21 protein-coding genes and 2 tRNA genes are annotated in these 24411 nt (G+C 43.2%); 13 read left to right on the forward strand and 10 right to left on the reverse strand.

Annotated elements, in window-relative coordinates; genetic code table 11:
* Positions 1-102 precede the first annotated feature (102 nt).
* Positions 103-184, reverse strand: a tRNA-Tyr gene (locus LEP1GSC050_RS14970).
* Positions 185-237: 53 nt separating this feature from the next.
* Positions 238-310: transfer RNA gene (locus tag LEP1GSC050_RS14975), tRNA-Thr, on the reverse strand.
* Between the two features lie 96 nt (positions 311-406).
* Here LEP1GSC050_RS14975 and LEP1GSC050_RS14980 point away from each other — a divergent pair.
* The 4 genes from LEP1GSC050_RS14980 to LEP1GSC050_RS14995 all read left to right on the forward strand — a co-directional run bounded on the left by LEP1GSC050_RS14980 (position 407) and on the right by LEP1GSC050_RS14995 (position 3916).
* The gene (locus tag LEP1GSC050_RS14980; RefSeq protein WP_020987641.1) at positions 407-793 is read left to right on the forward strand and encodes a hypothetical protein; all 387 of its coding nucleotides are present in this window, start codon (positions 407-409) and stop codon (positions 791-793) included.
* A 24-nt stretch (positions 794-817) separates the two neighbouring features.
* Entirely contained in the window at positions 818-1642 is an 825-nt protein-coding gene (locus LEP1GSC050_RS14985; protein ID WP_010572031.1) for a transketolase, read from the forward strand.
* A gap of 326 nt (positions 1643-1968) precedes the next feature.
* Complete coding sequence (locus LEP1GSC050_RS14990; RefSeq protein ID WP_010572032.1) at positions 1969-2868, forward strand: transglutaminase-like domain-containing protein; 900 nt, start codon at positions 1969-1971, stop codon at positions 2866-2868.
* A gap of 88 nt (positions 2869-2956) precedes the next feature.
* On the forward strand, positions 2957-3916 hold the full coding sequence (locus tag LEP1GSC050_RS14995; protein ID WP_020987707.1) for a polyprenyl synthetase family protein: 960 nt from the start codon (positions 2957-2959) through the stop codon (positions 3914-3916).
* Positions 3917-4005: 89 nt separating this feature from the next.
* Here LEP1GSC050_RS14995 and LEP1GSC050_RS15000 read toward each other — a convergent pair whose 3' ends face one another.
* Together LEP1GSC050_RS15000 and LEP1GSC050_RS15005 are read right to left on the reverse strand one after the other, a co-directional pair.
* A complete protein-coding gene (locus LEP1GSC050_RS15000; protein WP_010572034.1) occupies positions 4006-4314 on the reverse strand; it encodes a hypothetical protein in 309 nt (102 codons plus the stop codon).
* Between the two features lie 412 nt (positions 4315-4726).
* A complete protein-coding gene (locus tag LEP1GSC050_RS15005) occupies positions 4727-5602 on the reverse strand; it encodes an LIC10920 family plasminogen-binding lipoprotein (protein ID WP_020987424.1) in 876 nt (291 codons plus the stop codon).
* A 43-nt stretch (positions 5603-5645) separates the two neighbouring features.
* Here LEP1GSC050_RS15005 and LEP1GSC050_RS15010 point away from each other — a divergent pair, with 43 nt between their 5' ends.
* On the forward strand, positions 5646-6794 hold the full coding sequence (locus LEP1GSC050_RS15010; RefSeq protein ID WP_010572035.1) for an LBF_2804 family protein: 1149 nt from the start codon (positions 5646-5648) through the stop codon (positions 6792-6794).
* Between the two features lie 24 nt (positions 6795-6818).
* Positions 6819-7847 carry an MBL fold metallo-hydrolase gene (locus LEP1GSC050_RS15015; RefSeq protein WP_010572036.1) on the forward strand — a complete coding sequence of 343 codons (1029 nt, stop codon included), beginning with the start codon at positions 6819-6821 and terminating at the stop codon, positions 7845-7847.
* A gap of 24 nt (positions 7848-7871) precedes the next feature.
* On the opposite strand, the gene LEP1GSC050_RS15020 is transcribed toward LEP1GSC050_RS15015, so the two are convergent.
* From LEP1GSC050_RS15020 to LEP1GSC050_RS15030, 3 genes are all read right to left on the reverse strand, one after another.
* Complete coding sequence (locus tag LEP1GSC050_RS15020) at positions 7872-8651, reverse strand: ribonuclease H-like domain-containing protein (RefSeq protein ID WP_040911754.1); 780 nt, start codon at positions 8649-8651, stop codon at positions 7872-7874.
* A 192-nt stretch (positions 8652-8843) separates the two neighbouring features.
* A complete protein-coding gene (locus tag LEP1GSC050_RS15025; protein ID WP_010572038.1) occupies positions 8844-10619 on the reverse strand; it encodes an apolipoprotein N-acyltransferase in 1776 nt (591 codons plus the stop codon).
* Positions 10616-11674, reverse strand: a complete 1059-nt coding sequence (locus LEP1GSC050_RS15030) for a lipase secretion chaperone (protein WP_010572039.1) — start codon at positions 11672-11674, stop codon at positions 10616-10618. Before LEP1GSC050_RS15030 ends, LEP1GSC050_RS15025 begins: the two co-directional genes overlap by 4 nt.
* Before the next feature lie 80 nt (positions 11675-11754).
* On the opposite strand from LEP1GSC050_RS15030, the gene LEP1GSC050_RS15035 reads away from it, so the two are divergent.
* Positions 11755-12801, forward strand: a complete 1047-nt coding sequence (locus LEP1GSC050_RS15035; RefSeq protein ID WP_020987398.1) for an NAD(P)-dependent oxidoreductase — start codon at positions 11755-11757, stop codon at positions 12799-12801.
* Positions 12802-13128: 327 nt separating this feature from the next.
* Here the strand turns inward: LEP1GSC050_RS15035 and LEP1GSC050_RS15045 are convergent, their stop codons facing one another.
* Positions 13129-13773 carry a hypothetical protein gene (locus LEP1GSC050_RS15045; protein ID WP_010572041.1) on the reverse strand — a complete coding sequence of 215 codons (645 nt, stop codon included), beginning with the start codon at positions 13771-13773 and terminating at the stop codon, positions 13129-13131.
* A gap of 170 nt (positions 13774-13943) precedes the next feature.
* On the opposite strand from LEP1GSC050_RS15045, the gene LEP1GSC050_RS15050 reads away from it, so the two are divergent.
* The 4 genes from LEP1GSC050_RS15050 to dinB all read left to right on the forward strand — a co-directional run bounded on the left by LEP1GSC050_RS15050 (position 13944) and on the right by dinB (position 17321).
* Positions 13944-14615, forward strand: a complete 672-nt coding sequence (locus LEP1GSC050_RS15050) for a hypothetical protein (protein ID WP_010572042.1) — start codon at positions 13944-13946, stop codon at positions 14613-14615.
* 100 nt (positions 14616-14715) lie between these two features.
* Entirely contained in the window at positions 14716-15153 is a 438-nt protein-coding gene (locus LEP1GSC050_RS15055; protein ID WP_010572043.1) for a hypothetical protein, read from the forward strand.
* Positions 15154-15438: 285 nt separating this feature from the next.
* Complete coding sequence (locus tag LEP1GSC050_RS15060) at positions 15439-16161, forward strand: ComF family protein (RefSeq protein ID WP_010572044.1); 723 nt, start codon at positions 15439-15441, stop codon at positions 16159-16161.
* A gap of 44 nt (positions 16162-16205) precedes the next feature.
* Positions 16206-17321, forward strand: coding sequence for a DNA polymerase IV (gene dinB / locus LEP1GSC050_RS15065; protein ID WP_020987372.1), 1116 nt, complete (start codon positions 16206-16208; stop codon positions 17319-17321).
* A gap of 90 nt (positions 17322-17411) precedes the next feature.
* On the opposite strand, the gene LEP1GSC050_RS15070 is transcribed toward dinB, so the two are convergent.
* Complete coding sequence (locus tag LEP1GSC050_RS15070; RefSeq protein ID WP_010572046.1) at positions 17412-19286, reverse strand: RecQ family ATP-dependent DNA helicase; 1875 nt, start codon at positions 19284-19286, stop codon at positions 17412-17414.
* Positions 19287-19291: 5 nt separating this feature from the next.
* Positions 19292-21247, reverse strand: a complete 1956-nt coding sequence (gene mnmC / locus LEP1GSC050_RS15075; RefSeq protein WP_010572047.1) for a bifunctional tRNA (5-methylaminomethyl-2-thiouridine)(34)-methyltransferase MnmD/FAD-dependent 5-carboxymethylaminomethyl-2-thiouridine(34) oxidoreductase MnmC — start codon at positions 21245-21247, stop codon at positions 19292-19294.
* A 132-nt stretch (positions 21248-21379) separates the two neighbouring features.
* On the opposite strand from mnmC, the gene dusA reads away from it, so the two are divergent.
* Positions 21380-22405 (forward strand): tRNA dihydrouridine(20/20a) synthase DusA, encoded by a 1026-nt coding sequence (gene dusA / locus LEP1GSC050_RS15080; RefSeq protein ID WP_010572048.1) that lies wholly within the window; start codon positions 21380-21382, stop codon positions 22403-22405.
* 80 nt (positions 22406-22485) lie between these two features.
* Positions 22486-24387, forward strand: coding sequence for a PP2C family protein-serine/threonine phosphatase (locus tag LEP1GSC050_RS15085; protein WP_010572049.1), 1902 nt, complete (start codon positions 22486-22488; stop codon positions 24385-24387).
* The last annotated feature ends 24 nt before the right edge of the window (positions 24388-24411 follow it).

Here is a 24411-nt window from a genome sequence, read left to right on the forward strand (position 1 = left end):
GCTCGTCGTAATGCTTACTCGACATCCTGTCTCGTATTGCTCCCTACGGGTCGCAAACGCATTACTCTATTCGAATCCTGATTTTGTTTATGAAGAAATTATTGGGCAGGGAAGGATTCGAACCTTCGAAGGCTTGGCCAGCAGATTTACAGTCTGCCCTCGTTGACCGCTTGAGTACCTACCCGAAGTAGTTGGAAGAGTCCGGAAAAGAAAGATGTCCTTTTCCTGCGCCAGATCAGCTGCCTAGAGGAATCGAACCCCCAACCTGCTGATTACAAGTCAGCTGCTCTACCAATTGAGCTAAGGCAGCATTCGGACTCGTTGACCAGTATTCAAATCGGAATTCCCGGGTCAACCGATTAAAAAGGATTTTCTCCATTCGGATAGAATCGCTAAGTGGAATAAAATGCCATTTTTCCTTGTCAATCTGGGGATGACGATCTCCATCATTCTATTTTATCTCGGATATTGGTTTCGCTTTAGAAACAATCGTCTGCATCGAATTTTCAATATAGCAGGAATGAGTTTTAATCTCGCTGCAGCGACTTACTTGCTATCCTTAAAATATCTATTCGGTGGAATGGATGCCGCCGGATTTATTCCTGTAGTGGATCGATTGATCATCGATATTCATCGAGGTGTTGCGGCGCTAACTTTGATTTTAATGCTTCTTATGGGATGGTCCGGGATAACCGGAAAAAAAAGATTCCATAGGAAACTGCACTTTGTTTTTCTACCATTATATACAATCGTATATTTCTCGGGATTATTCCTCTTCCGATCCGGAAGTTAAGGTTGAGAAAGGCAGCAGGTCGGAATGAACGATATCAAAGAACTAAAAGAATTCGCCAATAACATACGCAAGAATGTGATCAAGATGGTCACTGCGGCCAAGTCAGGCCACCCGGGAGGTCCCCTTGGCCTTGCCGATATCTATGCCGTTCTTTATAAGAAGGTTTTGAATCACAAACCTACCGATCCGGAATGGGAAGATAGAGATCGTTTGATTCTTTCCAACGGTCACGTTTGTGCCGTCCGTTATGCTGCAATGGCTCAATCGGGTTTCTTTCCCGAGTCCGAATTATTGACGTTTCGAAATATCAACTCGAGATTGCAAGGCCACCCTTCTACTCGCTATCTCAAAGGAATCGAAAGTTCGTCCGGATCTTTGGGTCAAGGTCTTTCGGTTTCGGTAGGGATCGCACTCGGAGCGCGTTTGGCTAAAAAGAATTACACCGTTTATGCCTGTATCTCGGATGGAGAATGCGGAGAGGGAATGACTTGGGAAGCCGCGCAATCAGCAGCACATTATAAGACCGATAATTTGATCGCATTCATGGATAAGAACGGGATTCAGATCGACGGCTTTACGAAAGACGTCATGAACTTGGAACCTCTGGACAAAAAATTTGCCGCTTTCGGTTGGAACGTCATCGAAGCGGACGGCCACGACATCGCCGCAATTCTTTCGGCTTTCGAAAAAGCGAAATCTCATAAAGGATCTCCGACGATCATCCTCTTTACCACCGTACTTGGGAAAGGAGTCTCTTTCATGGAGAATAACCCGGCTTGGCATGGAACTCCACCAAATGCAGAGCAGGAAAAAAAGGCATTGGAAGAACTGGACGCCCTTAGCGTTTAATATTCTTTGATAATGGCCAACGAATAATCCAAAACGGTTAGGAAAAGTTTCCCTTGACTGACCGTTTTATTTCGTAAAACAAATTAAAAGATTTTTTCTTCGTCTTTTTTTGAATAAATCGTTCTTTCTTACAAACCTTTAAACTTAGAAAAAAATCGCCGCTTTTTCATTTTCTCTTTCAACTTCCTTGACTTCATCCTATACTTTTTCCTAAACGGAAAGCGAACATAAACGAACGACATAGTTAGTTTATGCATCACATCCTTTTTTGATCGTTAGAAAAACTTCCTAATTGACGTTGCTTTTCTAAGATTCACGTTATTGCTATGCAATCCTCCGACTCACCTTACGGAACAGTTCCTTTCCCACCCGATAAGATCGAGGATAAGTTTTATCAACTCGAGTTTTCAACCTCGGCGGAAAGATCTAAAATTATCGGTGAGATTGCCTCGATGATTCCCTGGCAGGTTCGAGTGTGCGAGGTCGCCGACGAGCTAAAAGATCCGACACTTCGCGTATTTGCGAGAGGGGTTGCACCCGAGGTTCATTCGGAACGCATAACGCTGCGTTATGTGGCATTGGCTGAAAAAGGACATCCGAACCACTACGACGATTTGGAGGAAGGGGTATTTCTGCTTTCCTCCGTGATAGAACCAGAATTATCCTATCCGGAATTCAGGACATATTTGGATCGAATCGCGCTCAGAGTGGAAGAGCTCGTGGATCTAAACGAGGATCTGGCCTCGGATGACGTTAAAGTGCATTTCCTCACTCGAGTCCTTTCCCAAGAGGAAGGTTTCGTAGGAAACCATGACGAATACGAAGATCCCGACAATTCCTTTTTGCACAGGGTCTTTATCAAGAAACGGGGAATCCCGATATCCTTATCCGTAATTTATCTGCTAGTGGCTCATAGACTTCGTCTGCCATTGTACGGAGTAAATATGCCGTTGCATTTTCTTTTACATTTTGAGTCCAACGATTATGAGACGTATATCGACCCCTATCACGGAGGCGTGATGCTGGATCGTTCAACTTGCATTCGTTTCTTAAAAGCTAACGGCTTTCAAGCTCACGATCGATATTTTACTCATGCAAGCTCCCTCACGATCTTAAAGAGGATGTTCCGGAATTTGATACATATCTACCGAAAGAAGGAAAATCGTGAGATGGAAAAGATCCTTTCCCGACATCTTCTAGCGCTGGATAGTAAGTGGAAACCTTGATTATTAGTTTCTTTCATTTCCGCATTTCTGAGCTTTCCTGCTTGAGCGGGAAATTCATTCAGAAATAGTGTCGAAACAAGGAAACTCCGTGAAAGCCAAGGGATTGAAGGACCTCCTCGTCCGAAAGTTCGACAAAAAACTATATGAAATCATCGACGAGGATTTGCGTTTGCTCGCCGAAATTAAGGACTATACGATTCGTTCCGGAGGGAAGCGGATTCGACCCGTCCTGCATTATTGCATGTGCAGGATATTAGGATATAAAGGGGAAAAATATACGGACGTAGGAGCAATCGCGGAATTGATTCATGCAGCGAGCCTTTTGCACGACGACGTAGTGGACGAAGCGCAGACTAGGAGAGGAGTTCCTAGTGTAGGTTCTAAATTCGGAAATAAAACGGCCATTCTTGCAGGCGATTATTTATTGGCATGCGGGATCGATCATTTAAATAGTCTAGGATCACCATCATTGATGGATCTATTTACTCAGGTTATCAAAGATCTTTCCATCAGCGAACTTATTCAGATGGAATGGGAACGGAATCCGAAATTGGATTTAGGTATTTATGATCGAGTTGTCTACGGTAAAACCGCGTCGTTATTCGGGGCCGTCTGTCAGGCAGCGGGAATTCTTGCTGAGACACCCAAGAAAAGTCTAAAAAAATTGCATGAGTTCGGTATCCGCCTAGGTTCTCTTTTTCAAAAACAGGATGATGCAATCGATTACTTTCAGGCGGGAGAACAGACCGGAAAAATCCCCTTAAAGGATTTTAAAAACGGTTTATATACTTATCCTGTCCTAAAGCTTCTTGAACACGCGGATAAGAACGATAAAAAATTGACTCATTCCCTTTTTGCAAAGGATGACCGTAATAGCCAGGATGAAATGGTAATCCTTTCTTTGCTCAATAGGTATAATATTCGTAAAACCTTAAATGAGGAATTCCAGGCTGATGTCGAGGAACTCTTGAGATTTTTAAAGGGGTACCCTGAGACTCCTGAAGGGGCCCTGGTTAAGGAACAGTTCCGGAAGCTGACCGAAGTGTAGAGCTTTAAGAACCCGGACTCTGGTTTTGGATCGCAGAGAATCCGATTTCTTCCGTTTAGAAGAATCGGGAAGCTTGATCTAAATCGAAATCAATTAACCGCGTTTTTCAATAAGTGGAATACTGATCCCGAATGCTGACGAAGATAGAAAAAATAAGCGTTTGCTGTTAAGCTTATAACCAACGGCAAAAACTTAAAGAATTTTGTCTTCGCGAAAGAAAACACGATGAACGCCAATAATACGCCGATGACGGGTAAAAGTGAACCTATCGTCATCAGCAAATAAAAGAGCCAGAAATTCGGTATCTGCTCTTCTTCTTGCGTTTTTCTCCGAATCGCAGACTTTTGCGGAGTATGAGTTCCGCTAGATTGTCTGTGCTCGACGTGTACTACTTTCACTTTTTCCCTAAACTTCTGATCTGTGTTTAGTGTCTTTTCCATACCTTTAGTTTAATAAGTTTTAAAACATAAGCAATCATCATCCGAAAATAATAGGGCTTTTGCCTCTCGGAATTTATATCAAAGTACCGAGCCGATTCAGAATAATTTAGCCCGGAATAACGAGAAAAAGGGTCTAATACTTAAATATTCGTGAAATGAAATTTTCGCGTATAATGCCTATTATGTGTCCCATATACCGAGAAATTTGATCCATATAAGAATATGTAGAGTTTAGGTCTTGAATTTCAGAAGGTTCAGTTGTCAAAGAGAGAATTTTAATAAACGAACAGAATCACATAAAACGGTAATTCTATAATTTCAAAGTTAGCAGAGAGAGTCGGGCTGCCGCAGGGATGGGCAGCCCTTTTTTTTATTGGGTGGTTGTAGAAGTTCCTGCAGGAATCGACTGGCTAGTGCAATTTACGTCTCCTTTAATGGAAACGCTTACACCCGATACTGATTGCGAATTGAAACATTGCTGTCCATTCTGCGTATAACACATACTAGACGAAGTTGCCGAAGTACAATTGATAAAGTCGACGGTATAACATTGTGTGAGGGACAAACCGGCACTCCCACTGGCTACGACGTTCCCGACCAGATCGAGAGTCACCGTTAAATAGGAAAGCGCTTGAGAACCGGATACGGACGTATCTATCGGCACACCGCTTCCGCCCCAGGCGATTTTTCCGTAATTCGCGACAAGAGGTTTTGCGGTTAAACTTCCCGAATAAGAGAATCCTTGTTGGGAATCTATTTGTCCCTGGTTTTGAGTACTATCATACAGGAACTTTAAATAAACGTAATCTCCGGTCGTATAATAAAGCCTGCTGATTACGGTAAATTGCGTATTCGATGAACCGGACGAAGTCGATGTAGTCGTCGTAGTCGTCGAGGTCCCACCTGTCGTGCTGCTTGCCGTATACGGAGATCCGGTTCCGCAGTTAGGAGTTTTGGTTTTATCCAAGCTCCCGTGAATGCTAAAGTTGACCGAACCGTCCGTAGAAGTTACCGTTAAGTCGGATTTAGTCGAGTTGTGGTGCTCGCAGGAGAGAGTAAAAAGTAGCAGGCTGCCGACTAGATATAGTTGTTTTTTTTTCAGATTCGCGAGTCGGTCGAGCATCGTAAGGGATCCCATAGTTCTAGTATCAATCATCGGTAAGGCAGGGTCAAGAATGAAATCCCTGGGTTTTATAACGCCTGGAATCAAATGATCTGACCTAAAGAATCCGGCTAAGGTTCCCATTCAGATTGACGATTCCATTCTTTCGGGATTGGATCGTCACGGAATGGAAGCCAGAAAAGACTTTTTCCCCGAATATAAGCCGGGTCTTTTGGAACGATGGGGAATCAATATTCTCCAAGATTATGTCCGACAAGAAGAAAGGAAGAACGGACCTAACATCGGGCAAATCCCTACGGATTTTTTTCCGGAAAGTAACCGAATCATTCGCTGGGTTACATTTTGGGCAACGCACGCGGGTTTTTGGACTACATGCGGCATCATTCTCATCGAAAAGCTTTTTCCGGAATCTCCTGAATTCCTTTCTCCCGTCTTTATAGAAAAATGGACATACGCCGGGTTGGCGCTGCTATTCGGAACGATATTAGAATTCTATATTCTGTATAAGCTCGGGTTATGGGGAGCGTATCGATTGACGAGTTTAGCGGGAATGGAATTGGAAGACGACCCTGAACTATTGACGGGGAACGTAAATCTTTTGGCAAGAATGGCTTTGGAAATTCCCGATCCGGATTTAAAACTTTTGGGAATCGATCCGTTACGACTAACGGATAAGAGAAGTTTTCTCGTAGCGACCTTTTTGTACAAAGCCAAAGTTCTTCTTTCTAATTTGCTAGCAAAAATAGTTCTACGCAAAATTCTCGCGAGAAATTCGCTGCGAGTCTATACGGACTTTATCGCGGCTCCAATCACCGCAATATGGGACGGGGTAGTTATATATTCCATTCTTTCCGAATTGAGAATTCGATTGATTTCAAGAGTTTTAGCGAGGGAGATAACCGAGCAAATTTTGGAAAGAAAAGATTTCCTAAGTACGAATGCGAAGCTGGCATTTTTATCGGCTGTCGGGAATTCGGTCGTTTTTACTCAAAGATTTCACCCGAATCTAGAGTATCTGCTAGTAAAACTTTTCAAAGCTTTCGATATCGCGTCTGATGCGACAACCTTTGACGATTTAGAAACGTTTAGGATTCTGATTCAAAATTTGGAGGAATCGGAAAAGGAGGCTTGTTTGAGATTGTTGTGCCTTGCTTGTTCCTTTGATGGAAAGCTATCCTCTTTTGAAACAAAACATATTAAGCGAATTCTGGGAAAAGAAGCCGAACCGCGTTTGGCATTAATAGCCGAACTTTCGCGTTATATCCGCTCGGGTAATTTAGAGGCTTGTCGTGAAAAGAGTAACCTATTTTCTTAGAGAAAAACTAAGAGGGGATTCTAATTGAAAGTCTATAAGTATGATTCAATCCCAGAGGTAGTCGAAATCGGAGACGGTATCCTCAAAACCGAAATTCCCCAACCGTTTTACGCTCCCAATAATATTTACATTCTTCCGGACGGAGAACCTGCACTAATAGATTCGGGATATCTCGCAAATCTCGGAATGCTTCAAAAAGCGCTTCGAAAAGTCGGTTTGAATTTAAGCAAAATAAAGCATATCTTCTATACCCATAATCATCTGGATCATCTTAGTGCAATACTTACGATTCGTTATTATACCGACGCTAAGCTGTATGCGATGAAAGGAATGGCCACCGGTATCGGCAATTATTTGGAATACGTGGAAGTATTCAATAGAGCTTCCAAACGACTCGTTTATAAAGGACACCGATCTCCCGAGGATCGTAAACGGGAAATCGTTCGTTTGGAAGCGGGTAATGAAAATTTACGGATGACCTTAAGTCGCGGAGATCGAATACAACCTATTCTGAAATTCGATGTGGAATTGGTGGAAGGGGATGTAATTCATGCAGGGGGTAGGGATATCGGATTTTTACACACTCCAGGTCATAATCTCTGGCATCTGACTCCCTATATATTGGAGGAAAATATTTTCTTTATGGGAGATCTGGTTTTACAGAATATTTCTTCTATTTATGCCGAGATCGACGGTAATCTCGAGGATTATTATAGATCTCTTGATAGAATTTCTAAAATGTCGATCCGCCGATTGCTACCAGCGCATGGGCCGGAGCCTGAAGATCCGAAAAAGGCGATCAAATTATTGTTTAAGACCTTACAGATACTGGAAAGAGGTATCATTCGCAGATTAAAGGAAAAGGAATATGATCTTTCTAGTCTGACCCATGAAGCAATGGGCGAAAAGGTCGCTCATTCCGGTTACTATAATACCGCAATGGCAATCCTGCATTCGATGGTGCGAAAATTCGTCGAAAAAGGGTGGGTCGAAGTCATCGAAACGGAACCACCGTATGAAACTTATCGATGGATCGGGGATGCTTCGGCATAGAATTACCGAAGATGTTCTTACTTATTAAGAGGGAGCATCTTCCTGAATTACTTCTCCATAAAAAGGAGTTTGTTGTAATTTTAAATTATAGGCTTTGATGAATAAGAGTTCGAGATGCATGACGTCTTCTCGATTATATCGCAACAATAAATCGAGAGCTTCCAAATCGTCATACTGAACATACTGCCACCAGAGTCTTACGGCATCCGCACCGTTAACTTCGAAGGGAAGATTTCTAACGATTCCTAATGCTTTCTCACAACCCTTTAAACCGCCTCGATAGCCTAGACTGCGTAAAAGATACATTAAATCGAAATGTCGATTTTTAAATTTTCGTCCGAATTCTTTTTCGATAAAAGGGACGTCGAAAGCTACGCCATTATAGCTGACAAGAATATGCGTGGAGTGAATCTTTTCCGGGAAGTCGTCCATATCCCGTCCGCGCAGAAATTCCTTAAACGTAACTCCGTCATATGTTCCGACTACCGTGATAAAGTCCTCGCGTGAAAGTCCGCTCGTTTCAATATCCAGGTAAAGAAGCCGAGATCGAACATGAGGAAAGAGTCGCCATTTTTGATCATTAGGAAGAGCAAAGAAAAAGTAGTCCCAGTTATTTCTCTCCAGTTCTTTTTTCGAAAACTCGATAGAATCTAATACCAATCTGGAATATGTGTCTTCGGGAGATTTAGCTTTTAAAAGTAACTCCTCTCGAAGAGACTCCCAATTTAAAATTCCCCTTTGCCAAAGGTTTCCTTCCTCGACGGTGTTGATACCGGGGAGGTGACAAAACGTATGCTGTAACAAATCCACCCCTCTTTGTGTCGAAATAGATCCGAAATTCGGTTCTCTGTTCAAAGCCCCCTTCTTTTTTTGTTCAATTCGCGGTGAATCAGGGGCGTTTATTCTTTTGTAAAGTCGTTCGACGACTCGTTTTTAGCGAGAAAGAAATTCTCTTCTTCGCATAATTTATTTTAGTTTTTCTATCGAAACATTTGTCTATTTTTTTGCGCTCTTTCCGAAAAGAAAAATATTCAAAAAAGGGAATAGAATCACACCGATGATCGAATAGAGGTAAAACGGAAGATTGCCCCATCGTGAGTAAAATGTATTTCCTTCCTGAGCGAGTTTAGTTACCGGTAAGAGAAAAGCTCTAGTTCCGATTTCTCCCGATTCTATAGGAGTGCTCAAGGCTCTGCCAAACGGATCGACTACGAAGGAGATCCCGCTAACCGTCGGTCGGACAAAGCTTAAACCGAATTCTATCGCTCGAAAACGGGAAGTACCAGCGTGCTGCCAGGCTTCCACTCTTGACGAAAACCAAGAATCGTTCGTAGGATTTGCCAAAATCGTATATTCATTTTTGCGAGCTTCGCGAATCGAATCTATCACAAGTGAAGGGAACATAGCTTCGTAGCAAATCAGCGGTAGGATCTGGTATTGAACACTATCTTCGGGAGAAGAGGAATTCGCTGAAGGAGGAAAGTTTCCCGGAGTTTGGATCGCAGAAATTTCCTGTGGCGTGGGCGGGGATGGCTGCCGAACACGGTAAAACGAGCGCGTTCCTAAAAGCGGTTTAGGACTTCCACCTTGGACATACCTAGATGTTTCTTTAAATAGACTTCTTAGGATAGGAAAGGCGGATTCGAACGGTAAATATTCGCCGAACGCTAATAGGCGACGTTTATCATAACGTTGCATTTCTCTCGTTTCGGAAGAGATCAAAGTGACTTGATTTCTCAATCCTTCATCGGATTGATTTAATTCGTTGTATAATAAATCCGCTCCGGTTTTATAAGTTAAGTATAATACGAGTCCGTGAAATGTAGGAGAATATACACCCGACGAAACATTATTCGGATTCAGGTCAGTTCCATGAAATGGAATCGCCGATTCAGGAAAAAAGATAAGATCCGGAGGCGGGACATTCTCCAAAGAAGAGGATAAAGCCATTTCCAGATTTCTACTCATCGCCTGCCCGATATACTCGGGATTTTCCGCAAATTCACGTTTAGCAGGGGAAGTATTCGGCTGAATCATGATCGCCGAAAGCTTAAGCAAATTGTTTTCCACGTTGGGTGTGGTATTCGGTACTCTATAATCGGGGGCGGTTAATAATCGATATCCCCCGAGAGTCCATATAAGTCCGAAGAACACGATCCCGAGAATGCCTAGTTTTCGTAAATTTGAATTTTGTAATGAAACAATACTTGCGCCGCCCAGGAGAAGGAAGAAGCCCACTCCGTATACTCCTGTAGCGGCGGCGGTCTGGGAGAAAGACAGATTCCCTTCGGCCAAATTTCCCCAGAACCAAGGAAATAATTGCGGCGTTACGATATCTCCTATGATTCCCCAAATCGGAAATAGGAACCATTCTAGGCGAAGAAGTTCCGATTTGTTATTGCGATATTTCTTATAGAGGTCGACGGAAAATTTCCAGCCATAAAAGGACAAAAATAGTTTTACGTGGGAAAAAAAACCGTAGATTAAAAAGAGAATCCAGGAAATAAATCCCCCCGCTCCCGAGATGGCTGAGATCGAAGATGGAATCCAGAAGAATATGGTGAAATTTAAAATTTGAGAGAGTAGCAATAGCCAAAGAATCTGAAATTTCTGCGGCCATTCCTTTAACTCTATAAAAAATAAGTAGGCGCTAATTGCGGAAACGCCCCCGGCTAGAAAAAAACCGAAAGGCTCCATTCCGAAAAGTAATCCGAGTGAAATCCCGAACGCAGATAGAAACAGTCGTAAGGGATTTTTCGGGAAGAAGGTCATTTGAGATTTAATCGTTTTTGATCTTCTTCAAGAGCTTTTCTACGTCCGTATTCCTCGGCGTCTTGAGATCCCAAGATGCGGGTTCGAATTGCGGATATCGCTTTTTCTCTTTCGGCCGGTTTTGCGCTCGGATTAGCTTTTAACCAAGTTTGCTCTTCCTTATCGGTTTCCAATTCCTTCGTCTTTTGTATTTCAATATCCTTATAAACTTTTTCGATCCGATCCGCGCCGTCTTTTCCGAAATATTTTTCCCGTATGGACCGAAGCTGCGAATCTTTTTGGGCCGCTACCATCTTATTCATGTCGGTCTCTCTTAGGAATAATTCCGTTTCGTACTTGTTAAACTTCGGTTCTCTCTTTACTACCGTATCATAATAGTTTCCGTAGACGTCTTTTCTATAATTTTCGTATCGTTTGATCCTCTGATCTCCCGAAACGTTTTTCGTTTCATTCAAAAAATGAGAAAGTCCGAACTGGTATTGCCGTTCGGATTCTTCTAGGCCGAAAATAAGTTTGGCATCCTGCTCGGAAAATACTTCCCGTCGTTTCTTTTTGATAAGTTCGTACGTCTCATCCTGCTTCAGATCTTTTGGCATCTCGAATGATCGCAGCACTTGCTCGTAGGTGAGATACTTTCTGAATAACGCCATTAGTTTTTCTCCTGCGGCACCGGGATAGTGGTCTAAGAGAAACGCTTTTACTACTTCGTTGCACTGGTCGACGGTGTAACCTTCCGGACAGCGTCTGCGCAGTGCCCATAGCTCCGAAACCAGATCCAGTTCGCCCGAAGCGGTGAATTTTAAAATATCATCGTACGATAACCACTCTCCGTCTTTATAAATACTACGCGAAGTATCCACGATTTCGGGATTAAGGGTCCATTCGCCGGCATCGTTTCGGGAGATTGTGAATCCATCCAAGGTGTCTTGGCTATTTCCGAAGCCGCCGCTTTTGGAGGTCGGTTCCCATAGGATAAAAATGACGAGAAGTAATAAAAAAATGCCGATGGCTGATAGCCAAACGATGCGGGGGAGTTGTTTGATTCGTTCTAACATATTTAGTTTCCGGTTCGAAGCGATGAAAGTAACCGCAAGGGCAGTCTTGGCAAGATGTTTTTGAAAGAAAAAATATTGGAATGAAAGTCTCTTCCTCGGAAACTATCCCGGTGCCACTTCCTTTACTATATTATCCTGAAGGGACCGCCGGAGCAGGATTCATTTTTGCGAATTTCCGGAAATTGGAAACACGTTCTTATAGGAAGAACGATCTGGAGTCGGTGGCTAAGGAAGGACCTGAAATTTTGATCGCAAACACTCGTCTCCCGATCAATTCGGAAACCTTTCTTAGGTTTCCGAGCGTTAAGATTTTTGCGACGGTGAGCTCCGGCACTGATCATGTGAATGTGTCCGATTTGAAAAAGGCGGGCCGAATATTCCTAAACTCACCCGGATGTAACGCGGGATCGGTTGGCGAATATTGTTGGGTAGGGATTCGATCCTTTTTCTCAACGGAAGATTTGAGAAAAAAAAAGATCGGCCTAGTCGGATTCGGAAATACGGGTAAAGCGTTTGCAAAGATTCTTTCTTCTTACGGAATCGGATTCGTTTATAGTGATCCGTATATCAAAGAAGCGTCCGTTTCGCTAAGCGAAGTATGCGATTGTGAAATAATAAGTTTCCATGTTCCTTTGACTTTCGAAACTCCTTATCCGACATCGGGAATGTTTACGAAGACGGAAGCAATCCGATTACAAAGCGGAGCTTTAGTTTTGAATACCAGTCGCGGAGAAATTTTGAATCGGGAAGCTTTCGAGGAAATTATTTCCCGCGAAGATATCTCGAAAGTGATCGACGTCTTTGATCCGGAGCCTCCGAAAGGAGATCTCATTCGAAAACTTTCACAATGCTCGAATTCCATTTTCACTCCGCATATCGCAGGCTATAGTCAGCTCGGTCGATTACTCGGTACTTATAGATTGGCGGAAAAACTTTGCATTTTGTACAAAGACGGTCCGCTTCCTCCGATAGAAAACTTTCTTATTGCTGATAGTGATTGGAAGACCGAAACTTTTCTGGAAAAGGAAGATGGTCTTTTAAGAGAGGCATGGTCACTCGGAGATTGGGAATATTTCGAGCGAAGGAGAAATGATTATCCTATCCGTCTGGATATGGGACTCGTATAGCGGTTGTCCGGTTTTTTCTGCCCGCCCTTCCTGGGCGGGGGATGGAGGCGGTTTCTCGCGAAGAAGCTTTTTATATCACGGAAAATCGGATCCGTCCACTGAAAATAAAGGAAAAAATCTGTGGGAGCTCCAACATAATTTTTGAACATAAAATGGTTGTAATATTCTAAATTTTGTGAAATACGTGCCGGGTACCGCCGCTGCGCTCCAGCCCCCGCCCAGGAAGGGCGGGGCATTTTGTCCCAAAATCCACTGCCGGGATGAAATTCTTTTTCTTTCTTTGCCAGGATCGTTCGTAGGAACTCCGACGAAGTTTTTGTATGATATTTATTTCACCAAAGTCTTTTCGGAAGGAAACAGTAAATATTTGGGGCGAACTTTGGCGAGAATATCGTCGATCACAAAGATTTCTCTTGTTCCTCTTTTTCGTTCAAACGGCGCCTCGTATAAGAAGCCTAAAAAAGTCAGTTCGGAATGTTTGTGAGAGACTATGTCATCCTGCCGAACTTTACGGCTGATATCCAGGTCGATCGCTTTCCAGCCGGAAAATAGAAAATGAGTAATTAATATTTTCTTAATATCGAGCGTAGAATCGCGCACCAACATGTATAGGGAGCCTCCACCTTCGTTCGCATAAAGATGAAAGCGGAATTCTTTCACAAAGTCGTTGGATACCCAAGGGGTATTAAAAAGGATTTCAAAGGACTGATTTTTTTCCGCAGTCACTTCGACATACAAAGATTTTGTCGAATCTCTTTCCGGAGTACGCAAGACGGATGAAATTCTGACTTCAGGGGTAAAATCAGGTCCCAGCTTCGCTTTTATGTTTTCGGGACCGAAGCTCTCGTGCTCAAAATCCTGCACAATAATTTCTTTATAGATTTGCGTGTTTTCGGATTCGCTTGGAAGGGAGAAAAAGGGGGAAATGTAAATGAATAAGACGATTGAAAAATATTTTGTTTCTTCGAACAACTTCAAGATTTTAAAACCTTCTTTCGTATAAAAATATCGTCCTAATTGATAATTTCCAGACTATTTCATCCAGTTTTACGCAAAATTAACTCGAACAATCAGCGGCGGATTGATAAGAAAATATGGGGTGGGACGTTGAGCTTCTCTGATAAAAGTCCGATAGGTGGACCATGAAACGACTCTTCGCTATTTTGATATTTTTACCGATCTTACTTTCGGCCTCGGAAAACGAGGATGAAATTCATTTTGCGACTTTAAAAAAGGGTAATAAAATAGTTTATCGCTCGGTCGATGGTCGGCAGCAAATCTTAGGAGAAGGAATGGAAGGTTTTCCTATTCTACTTAAACATTCTGTCAAGAATAAGCTTCAAAGAATTTTGGATCTTGGCGATGATGAAACTTCTGGATTATTTATTTCGAGTTCGGATATCAAGGATTTCGGGACGAAGCACGGAGCTTCCGCAAACGGGCAAGTGTATGTTTTTGAACCGGAAATTTTAGGATATGCTGACGATAATACTAGTTTATTTCGCACGATAATGATAACTGCCGAGGGAGTCGTGTATTTCTTTGAGAGGAATGAAAGAGAAGGTGTGACTTCCATCTACATCGGGAAAAAGAGAGAAAACCTTTTGATCTTTCGCGAAAAGATTGAGTATTCCAAAAATGAAATTTTTCATAAGATCCCCTATGTGATTCCTTTAATAGAAAGATCAAAAAGGGCGGATTATTCCATCGATTGCAATTTCGGAAATGAAAATAAGCGAACTTGCATCATCGACGGAGCTTTGAAGGAATTTGAAGCCCCTCAAAAACGCTACCCATTGTTTTGGGTAGGTTAAAGAGTCCGTTAAAAGTCGAAAGCTTCGTTTAACAATTTTAGGGGAAACTCTTCCCTGATTTTCCATTGAAGAATCCGTTTCCCTACAAAATTCTTACCGTATGAACCCTGAAGAGGATCCTCTCTTACAAACCAAGCTGCAGTTTTCCGAGGCGTTTAGGACTACTTACAGGGAATTCTTCGGCGATGAAAAAGAATTTCAGTACGAATTATACGAACTGAAATCCGAAGAATCCGGGCCGAAGGGAGGATGGGCGACATTTACGATACGCAATCCAGCAGGAGGGAGATCGATTGTCTTTCGTTTCGATCCGGGGTCGGGCGCTTTTTATGCGATGTTGAAAATTCAAGTATTGCCGGGAGAGGAAGATTGGAGTCTGGATTCGTTCTTCGAACGAAACGGTTTTGCGAATTCGAATTTTTTGGACGTAAAACGATCTGCGGGAGAATGGTTATTTCATTCATTAGCCAGGCATTATTTGGGAACGATTTTTACTTATTGTCCGAGAATTTTGGAGCCGGATTATATATTGGAATAATAATGATATGAAAAAGGAAACCCTATGCGTGAGGACCGACTTTCGAGAATGGATTTTGCCGATTTCGTTTGCAATACGATGCATATCTCGCCGGAGATCCGCAGGCGTTCGAAGATTTTTTAGGTGATACTATTTTGGATTGGAAAGTAATAATCATTCTTATAGCAGGATTCGCCGTAGGGGTTCTTTACGGATTATGGGTCAAGAAGAGGAATCCGAAATCTTAGTAGTTCGGTGATTCGGAAAAAATTCGCTATCATTTCGATCCTTTACCCGTAATAGGGTATGATTAGAAAGGTTGCCTACGAAGCTTTAAATTACTTTTATCCGATTCTATGCGGGATTTGCGGCCGGGAAGATTTCTTTTCCCGTCACTCGGGTTTGTGTAAAGAATGTGCTAATTTAGCAAAGGATACTCTGAAATACCCGAAGTGTCCCGTGTGTTCTTGGAAGATCGAGGCCGGACAATGTAGTTATTGTCTTTCTAGAAACGTATTTTTTACGCGAGCTTTTTTCTTGCACGAGCGAACCGATCTTCTTGCGGAAGCATTAAATAAAATTAAAAAACAATCGGCCTATCCACTTTCTTTATTTCTAAGCTTAGGTGCAAGGAAAGTATTAAGAAATTTTAAAAACGTCGGATTGCAAGCTTATCTATTATTACCAAGTTCATCTCCACCTTGGTTCGGAACGGTTCCCACTCGCCCGTTCTCTCCGATGCGGGAACTTCTCCTTCGTACGGAAGAAACTTTGAATCTTTCTTGTATTCATCCGCTAAAAAAAATGGGCAAAACAAGACAGGCCGGAAAAAGTTATGCAGACCGTTTTTTTCATGCCAGAAATTCTTGGGCGATCCGGGAAGAATGGATCGGAAAATGCCCGAAAAAGGTTTTGATATTGGACGATGTCTTTACGACTGGTGCGAGCGTTAACGAAGCGAGTCGGATTTTAAGAGAAAACGGTTCGGAAGAAATCTACGTATTAACCTACTTACGAACTATGGAATAGCATTGACATAACTATTTATATGTATAGTATGACTTTCCAAGCAAGTGCTTCGCAAGATTTTACATATCGATATGGACGCTTTCTTCGCTTCCGTGGAGCAAAGGGACTTCCCGCAATACCGAGGAAAGCCCTTGGTGGTAGGAGGTCCTCCCAACTCCCGAGGAGTGGTATGTGCGGCTAGTTACGAAGCGCGGAAATTCGGGGTTCGTTCCGCAATGCCATGCTCGCAGGCATATCGCCTTTGCCCCGACGCAATTTTTGTTCCTCCTAGATTCCAAGTTTACAAGGAGGTATCGACCGCAATTCGAATCATATTTTTAGAATATACTGATTTGGTCGAAATGTTATCCTTAGATGAAGCTTTCTTGGACGTGACTCAGAATAAAAAAGGGATCCCGTTTGCGACCGAAATTGCGAAGGAAATTCGGGCCAGGATTAAAGCCGAAACGAATCTGACCGCTTCCGCCGGAGTGGCGATTAATAAATTTGCCGCAAAGGTCGCTACGGATTTTAAGAAGCCCGACGGATTAACCGTAATCCGACCGGAGGAAACGGAAACGTTCATAGAATCTCTGAATGTCGAGACGTTTCCCGGAGTCGGAAAAGTTACATTAAAAAAGATGCATGCTCTTGGGATCTTCAAAGGTAGCGATCTGAAACGCCGATCGTTGGAATTTCTTATTAAGAATTTCGGAAAAACAGGACGTTGGTACTATTCTATTTCAAGAGGCGTCGATCAAAGACCGGTTTTATCCGATAGGATCCGAAAGTCCTTAGGAGCGGAATCCACCTTTGCGATAGATTTGGAAAAGACGGATGACCTTTTGATGGAATTAAAGGATCTTGCGATCGAGCTTGAGAGGAGGCTTTCGTCCAAATCATTTCCCGGTAGGACGATCACTTTGAAGATTAAGTTTTCGGATTTTACTCTTAAAACGAGAAGTAGAACATTGCCGATTCCACCGACGTCTGCTACGGAATTTTTTTCATTCGGAAAGGAGCTCTTAGAGGAGTTCCTGCTCGATCAAGGATCTTCTATTTCGCCGATTCGCCTATTAGGTTTGAGTCTCTCTCATCCGGAAACGGAAATTCACGAAATAAATGAGGATGGCTTTGCCGGGTCACTTTTTCCGGATCAGGAACAGTTTCTAAATTTATAGACTTTTCACTACCGCCGAACGATTTTCAGTCGCAAGAATATTCTGGAAATATAAATTACTTTCGTTCACATCCGGTTGGTCGTGCAATCATCAACCGAACTTTTCTATAATTTCCAGAATTTCCTTTCCGTACTGGTTTACCTTAGAATCTCCCATTCCCTTTATCAGAGTTAGATCTTCCAGCGTCGAAGGTTTTTGCGCCGCAATCCGAACTAACACCGGATTTTGAAGAACCATGAATTTCTTCCATTTTCGCCTCCGGGCGATTCGATCTCGAAAATTTTTCAATTCCTTAATGAGAAGTTTTTCCCCTGTGAGGGAAATTTTTTTAACGCTACCGTCCCGTCCTTCGACACTCCTCACTCTTGAGGAGGGTTTTCCGCCCGATGCGAGATAGAGCTTAGGATATTTATCGCCTTTAATTAAAAGTTTTTTACTAGTTAACCAATCCTCTAAGAGCTTTAAAATGGATTCTTCCGGTATATGCGAGAGATTTCCGTAAAATTTCGATCTATCCAATCGACGCCGAAGAATATCCTTCGATTTAGAACCGCGTAATGTGCTCGCGATGATTTTCTTGCCGAATTTAGCCGGATATTCCGCCAATAGACCTTCTGCAGATTGAATCTCGCTAGTTTCGAAAATATGAGATTCTCTCTCCTTCTTCCTTGTCGCTTTGATTCGTTCTCGTTCTAAAAAATTCTCACGATCGCTAGGATCGCTTTCAAGACAGGAGTCGCAAACTCCGCAAGGTTCGATCGTTTCTCCGAAATAACCGCATAGAAGTTGCTGTCTGCAAACCGAAGAAGATGCGTAAGATTTCACGTGAGAGAGTAACGTTTCTCCGCCTTTGTAATTCGCTTCTTTAGAGAGTAAAAAATTCTGGATGCTCAAATCGCTAGTATGAAAGAATAAAACGCAATCCGAATCTTTTCCATCCCGTCCCGCACGACCGGCTTCCTGATAATAGCTTTCAATCGAAGAAGGAACCTGATAGTGTAAGACCAATCGAACATTCGGACTGTCTAAACCCATTCCAAAAGCGTTAGTGGCCACTAAGACGTTCGTTTTGCCGGATGTATAACCGTCCTGAGTCTTTTCGCGGCTAGAGTCGGTTCGACCGGCGTGGTATTTTCCGACCTTGTATCCTGACTTCTTTAGCATTTCGTAAACATCGTCGACCTTCGATCTGGTCGCACAATAGATGATCGCCTTACCCGAATTCGATTTGCGAAAATTGCCGGTTTCTAGAATGGAAAGTAGCTCCTTCTCCTTGTCTCTTTCGGATTCCGGAAACTGAATTCTGAATCTTAAATTAGGTCTGGAATATGTTCCCTGAACAGAGGTTGGATTTTTCAATCCGAGGCTATCGCAAATATCCTTCTTTACTCGATCGGTAGCGGTGGCGGTTAACGCGACCCAAGGGATATTTTCATGAAAAGAGGATCTTAAGGTGTAGAGCTTGCGATATTCGGGGCGAAAATCATGCCCCCATTGAGACACGCAATGAGCTTCGTCAACTGCGACTAGGCCCAACGGTAATTTTGGGACGAGATCCAGGAAGGAACGCGATGTGGCTCTTTCGGGAGAAACATAAAGAATTCTTATTTTTCCGGTTGCGGCACCGGATAATATTCTAATTTGCTCAAGTTCATCTTGAGTAGAATTGCAATATGCGGCTTCTAACCCCTTTCCTTTCAGGCTATCCACTTGGTCCTTCATCAAAGCGATGAGCGGGGATACGACTAATATTAAAAATTCTTTTTGAGCGAAGGCGGGTAGTTGGTAGATGAGGGATTTTCCTCCGCCCGTCGGGAGAATCGATAGGACATCCCGTCCTTCCTGTATGGACTCGATCGACTCCCATTGACCCGGGCGAAATTCGGCAAATCCGAAGGAGGCTTTCAGGATTTTTCTCCAATCGTCTTTCTTTTGAAGAGGCAATCGTTTTGTAGAAGTTTTCATTTTTCCTATTTCTCCTCCTTCTTCCTGATAGCTCGGTATAAAAATCTTGCGGGATGCAATGCCGAGTACAAGCTATTTTCGATCGGTAAGGGTTCTCCCAAGACGATGGAAGTAAGAGTTTCCCCACCAATCAAAGAAGAGAGAACGCCTCTTGAGCCTAACCCGCCAAATACATAGAGTCCCGGAACCGCATCTGGAACGGAAATCCTTTTATCTCGGTTCTTTGGAAGACCCGCGCCGGCGTAAATTTTTCGAAACGTTGCAGGATCATGCAGTTCTCCAAGTACCGGAAATCTGTCCTTCGTCTGGGAGCGGAATCCGACGAATTCCCGGCTAATCCGATTTTTTTCACCGTCCCATATTTCGCCGGGCAATAGCTCTTTCGCGTATTTCAATAAATTTTCCCGATCCTTGCTTCGCGGGCTTGGATCTAAGTCGAACTCATCGAAAGTGGATCCTAATACTCTAATCTTATTCTTGCTCGGAGTTATATAATGTTCCCCTACAAAAATCGGATCGCTCTCATTCTCGTTTTCCGTAGAAAGCTCCAGTAATTGACCTCTGACTTTCGATAAAAAGAAAAGTGGTTCTCCGAAAAATTTCGATAATAGCGATTCGATTCCGTTGGAATTCGCCAGAACTAAACAAGGAGAAGTCTCTATTTCATTCTCTTCCGATAAAATTTTCCATTCGTTCTGATCGAATCGTATGTCGGAAATATGAATCGTTCTAAGAGATATATTAGGATGTTTTAATAAATTTGAAACCAATTCGGGGGTTTCGGTCCAAAACCCCGAAGGGAATATCACTCCCTGCGAGCCCGGCGGTAATGAAGGATAAGAACTCGTCGCATCTTCCTGAAGTTTGGCGATTTCGATCGAAAGTTGATGCGATCGAATCCCTTCCGAGATTCTTTCCCAATTTAAATCTTTTCCGGCAAGCTGAAGCGTACCCGGTATTTCATACGAATCTTTCGGCAGAAGTTCCTGATAGCGCCTGAGCGAATGACCAAATGCCCTTATTGTCCAGAGACTCGTCGGACTTTTAAATTTTGTAATATGCGGATGTGAGATCGCTTTCGGAATATTCGAGGCTCGATTCGGAGAAGAGTCGTCCAGGACAATCACTTCGATGCCGCGTATCGCAAAAGAACGAGCTACACTTGCTCCGGCCAGTCCTGCTCCGATTACTACAACTTTTTTTGGAAGTGGCGATTTAGGAAACCTTCGAATAAAAATCTGCTCGGGTGGTAAGCTCCGATCGTTTCTGAATGTTCCGATCAACATCTCCCTCTTCTTCCCGAATCCGGGAATTTTTTCCAAAGTAAACCCGGCGTTCGTAAGAGAATCTTTTACGATTCTGGCGACTGTAAACGTAGCTAACGTGGAGTTTTGGTCCGCCAAACGGGAGAATTGATTCGAGATCGGTATTCCCCATAATTCCGGATTTTTAGACGGAGCGAATCCGTCCAGGAAAAAGGCATCGAATCGACCGGAAGTTTCGGGTAACAGCTCTCTAGCGTCTCCGATCCAAAGGTCTAGGGCAATCCCTTCCTCTTCAAAAAGAAAAGAATTACAACCTTGGGTTAAGAGGGAATACCTCTTTAGAAAAATAGAAAGAATTTCGGTCAATTCCGAAAAATGCGAAATCGCTCTTCTTATTTCTCGTTCGGTGAGCGGGAATAACTCGTAGGAAACGAATCGAAGAATCGAAAGTTTATTATGAATTCTTAATTTTTTCCAAAGATTCCAAGTCGCAAAGAAATTAAGCCCAGTCCCGAATCCCAATTCTAAGATCGCAAAATGTTTTTTATCCGGAAACGAATCCCGACGCCAACGGGATTCCAGTCGATTCCCGTCTAAAAATACGTGTTTGGTTTCGGCTAAGCCGTCTTCGGGCGAGAAATAGATATCATCGAATTCGGTGGAAACAGGTGTGCCGTTTTCCTTCCATTCGATCATTTTCGAACCTCCGTATTTCGTCTCCTTGCAGTCATTACTGACTAAAATCCGGATTAATCTCGTTAATCCAAGCGGATTTCTAGCGACTTGACGTTTACAATCGAATTCTGAAAATCGTATTCAGGAACCGATATGAGCCCAATTCAGAAAGTGCCGCTATCATATCCGATTTCCGTCGCACCGATGATGGACTGGACGGACCGACACTTTCGGTTTTTTCTACGTCTGATTTCAAAAAAGACTCTCTTATATACCGAGATGGTTACGACGGGTGCGATTTTGAGAGGGGATACTCGTAGACATCTTTCGTTTCATCCTCAAGAAAACCCCGTCGCTTTACAATTGGGCGGAGACGATCCCCTTAAGTTAGCCGAATCCTCGAGGATCGGAGAAGAATATGGTTATTCCGAAATTAATTTAAATGTTGGATGTCCTAGCGATAAAGTTCAGGAAGGAAATTTCGGAGCTTGTCTAATGGGGGATCCAAAGCGTGTGAGCGATTGCATTGCCGCAATGAATTCTGCAGTTCGCTTACCTGTCACCGTTAAATGCAGAATAGGGATCCCCGGAAAAGACCGCATCGAAGATCTACTAGAATTCGTAAGGACCGTTTCCGAGGCTGGGGCAACGAGGATCACTATACATGCAAGAATCGCAATTCTTGAAGGGTTGAGTCCCGCCCAAAATAGAACCGTTCCGCCCCTAAGATACGACGACGTATATGAAGTAAAACGTAATTTCCCGAATCTGAAATTAGAGCTTAATGGGGGTGTCCGGACTTTGGATATCGCAAGCGAGCATCTAACGAAGGTAGATGGAGTTATGATCGGGAGAGCGGCTTATGAAAATCCCTTTCTCTTTTCTACCGTTGATCAGAGATTTTTCGGGGAGCGAAAAATACGATCTACTCGTCGGGAAATTTTTCATCAAATGCAGGAATACATTCAAAAACGGACCGAGGAAGGCGAAAAGCCGAGTAGAATACTAAGGCATCTCTTAGGTGCCTTCCATGAAGTGAGGGGTTCTAGAATATACCGTCGTATTCTCACAGAAGGAATGCATCAGAATCCTCCGACAACGCTTCTGCGAGATGCACTCGCTTCGATCCCCTCCGAGTTTTTAGATCAAAAGCTCGACCTGGAACTCCAGCCCGTATAAAGAAAATTTTAGAATTGTATCTGGGCACGAAAAAGCCTTGATTTAGGTCCAATACTCTTTAGCTTACGCTCCCTATTGCCATGCTGAAAACGATTGGAATTTATCTGCTATTCGTCTGTTCCGTCCTGGGTGAGTCGATTGTTCCGGTTCGCACGGTCGTAGACGGCTGGACATTTCAGGTTAAGGGAGCGGAACGACCGACTGCCATCCATCCAGGAGAAAGTCTAAGATCCCAAGGATTTCCCGCTCCCGTTCATGGAGTATATCGCGTAGAAATTGAATATCCTAAACTGCAGCAAGGATTTACGCAAGGCATTCATTTGGACAGAATCCAATCCGCCGATAAAGTATACTGGAACGGTTCTTTGATAGGAGAAACCGGGAGTTTCGAGCCTTACATTCCGTACTGGTTTCGCCCAAGACTTTACGCAATTCCGACGGACTTGATTCGCCCGGGGAAAAATCTTTTAGAAGTTGAGATCGAATGCAGAGAGTCCTTATTCCTTTGCGGCCTTTTTCGAGGAACTCCGAAGGTAGGGGATTACGATTCGTTAAAGGAGGATTTGATATACCAGGATTTATTCCAAGTTGTGATTGCCGTTTTATTTTTAGGCATTTTCGTACAACAAGCGATCGCGTATCTCCTGAATCGATACTCTAACGCGAGTCTTTATCTCGCTTTATCCGCGATAATTTTTGTCGGCTGGCGAGGAACCCTGCTCAACAAGACTCATTATATCGGGCTATCCTTCGAATTAATTATCAGAGTCTTCTATTTCTGCCAAACCTTATTTCCTGCTTTCCTACTTCTCTTCGTTTATGCGATGTTCGAAAGGAGACTTGGAATTTTTGCCAAATGTATTCTTTTGGGAGACCTTGTTCTCGGATTCCTCCAGTTGTACGATTTCAATCCCGATTCGAGAATTATGCTCGTATACGCTTGGGAAGTCTTACTGGTTTTAAAAATTCCGACATTAATTGGAGTTCTTGCCTCTCAATTTAGAAAAAGTGCGGAAGCGACTTTGGTTTTGTTGGGAGCGTTGTTCGCCGCAGTCCTAGGAGTGACGGACGTTGCCGTCGATTTGTTGACCGGCAAAAACGAATTCTTTTCCCAATACGGACTCTTAGTCTTTTTATTCTCGGGCATTATGGGAATTTCCATCCAAAATGCGAGAGCTAGAAAGGATTTAAAGAAATTGAATGATTCTTTAGAGACTCTCGTTCAAAGCAGAACTCACGAGTTGGAAAAACAGTATAGAATATTAAACGAAGAGATATTAGTCGCCGGCGGATTACAATCCAGATTGATACCCGGATTGGACGGACAAATCGCAGGGTTAAGCGTTAATTCGGTATACGTTCCAGTCGAAAAGATCGGAGGCGATTATTTCGACTTTCACGATTACGGGGACGGACAAGTGCAATTTCTATTATGCGACGTAGCGGGTCACGGAATTTCAGCGGCCCTGATCGCCTCCATGTTGAAGATAAGTTTCTTGGAATTAGCTCCGCGGCATCCGGAGCCGGCAGATCTTCTGACATCCTTGAACGCGAGAATGGTTCCTGTCGTAGAAAAGAATTTCATCACCGCCGTGGCGGCCTTATTCGATACTAAAACAGGTGAAATCAGATATTCCTTAGCAGGTCACCCGTCCCCGATCGTATTGACGGATTCTTCCTCGTTACCCGTATTCCTGGAGGGCAGGGGGCCGATATTAGGATGGAGAAAGGAAATCGTGTTGCGGACTTGGAAGCGCGATTTAAAAAAAGGAGATAGGTTTTTCTTTTATACGGACGGAATAACCGAAGCTTTAAATGCCGGACGAGAGATGTTCGGAGAAGAACGATTGTTGGATTTATTACGGGATTCGTTCAATAGAAGTCCTAGAAATCTAAACGAATCCATCCTATCGTCACTGCGGGAATTTGCCGGATTCAGGTTGCCTGACGACGTAACGTATTTTGCGGTGGACGTAATTTAGATCATGATTCATAAAACTTCGGCG

This window comes from Leptospira broomii serovar Hurstbridge str. 5399, from assembly GCF_000243715.2.
In the GTDB taxonomy this organism is placed as follows: Bacteria; Spirochaetota; Leptospiria; order Leptospirales; family Leptospiraceae; genus Leptospira_B; species Leptospira_B broomii.

Bases quoted from the DNA above. Each gene is read 5' to 3' on its own strand.
- LEP1GSC050_RS14980 (WP_020987641.1), top strand. From the start codon at position 407: ATGCCATTTTTCCTTGTCAATCTGGGGATGACGATCTCCATCATTCTA.
- LEP1GSC050_RS14985 (WP_010572031.1), top strand. From the start codon at position 818: ATGAACGATATCAAAGAACTAAAAGAATTCGCCAATAACATACGCAAG.
- LEP1GSC050_RS14990 (WP_010572032.1), top strand. From the start codon at position 1,969: ATGCAATCCTCCGACTCACCTTACGGAACAGTTCCTTTCCCACCCGAT.
- LEP1GSC050_RS15005 (WP_020987424.1), bottom strand. From the start codon at position 5,602: ATGGGAACCTTAGCCGGATTCTTTAGGTCAGATCATTTGATTCCAGGC.
- LEP1GSC050_RS15010 (WP_010572035.1), top strand. From the start codon at position 5,646: ATGGAAGCCAGAAAAGACTTTTTCCCCGAATATAAGCCGGGTCTTTTG.
- LEP1GSC050_RS15025 (WP_010572038.1), bottom strand. From the start codon at position 10,619: ATGACCTTCTTCCCGAAAAATCCCTTACGACTGTTTCTATCTGCGTTC.
- LEP1GSC050_RS15030 (WP_010572039.1), bottom strand. From the start codon at position 11,674: ATGTTAGAACGAATCAAACAACTCCCCCGCATCGTTTGGCTATCAGCC.
- LEP1GSC050_RS15035 (WP_020987398.1), top strand. From the start codon at position 11,755: ATGAAAGTCTCTTCCTCGGAAACTATCCCGGTGCCACTTCCTTTACTA.
- LEP1GSC050_RS15050 (WP_010572042.1), top strand. From the start codon at position 13,944: ATGAAACGACTCTTCGCTATTTTGATATTTTTACCGATCTTACTTTCG.
- LEP1GSC050_RS15055 (WP_010572043.1), top strand. From the start codon at position 14,716: ATGAACCCTGAAGAGGATCCTCTCTTACAAACCAAGCTGCAGTTTTCC.
- LEP1GSC050_RS15060 (WP_010572044.1), top strand. From the start codon at position 15,439: ATGATTAGAAAGGTTGCCTACGAAGCTTTAAATTACTTTTATCCGATT.
- LEP1GSC050_RS15070 (WP_010572046.1), bottom strand. From the start codon at position 19,286: ATGAAAACTTCTACAAAACGATTGCCTCTTCAAAAGAAAGACGATTGG.
- mnmC (WP_010572047.1), bottom strand. From the start codon at position 21,247: ATGATCGAATGGAAGGAAAACGGCACACCTGTTTCCACCGAATTCGAT.
- dusA (WP_010572048.1), top strand. From the start codon at position 21,380: ATGAGCCCAATTCAGAAAGTGCCGCTATCATATCCGATTTCCGTCGCA.
- LEP1GSC050_RS15085 (WP_010572049.1), top strand. From the start codon at position 22,486: ATGCTGAAAACGATTGGAATTTATCTGCTATTCGTCTGTTCCGTCCTG.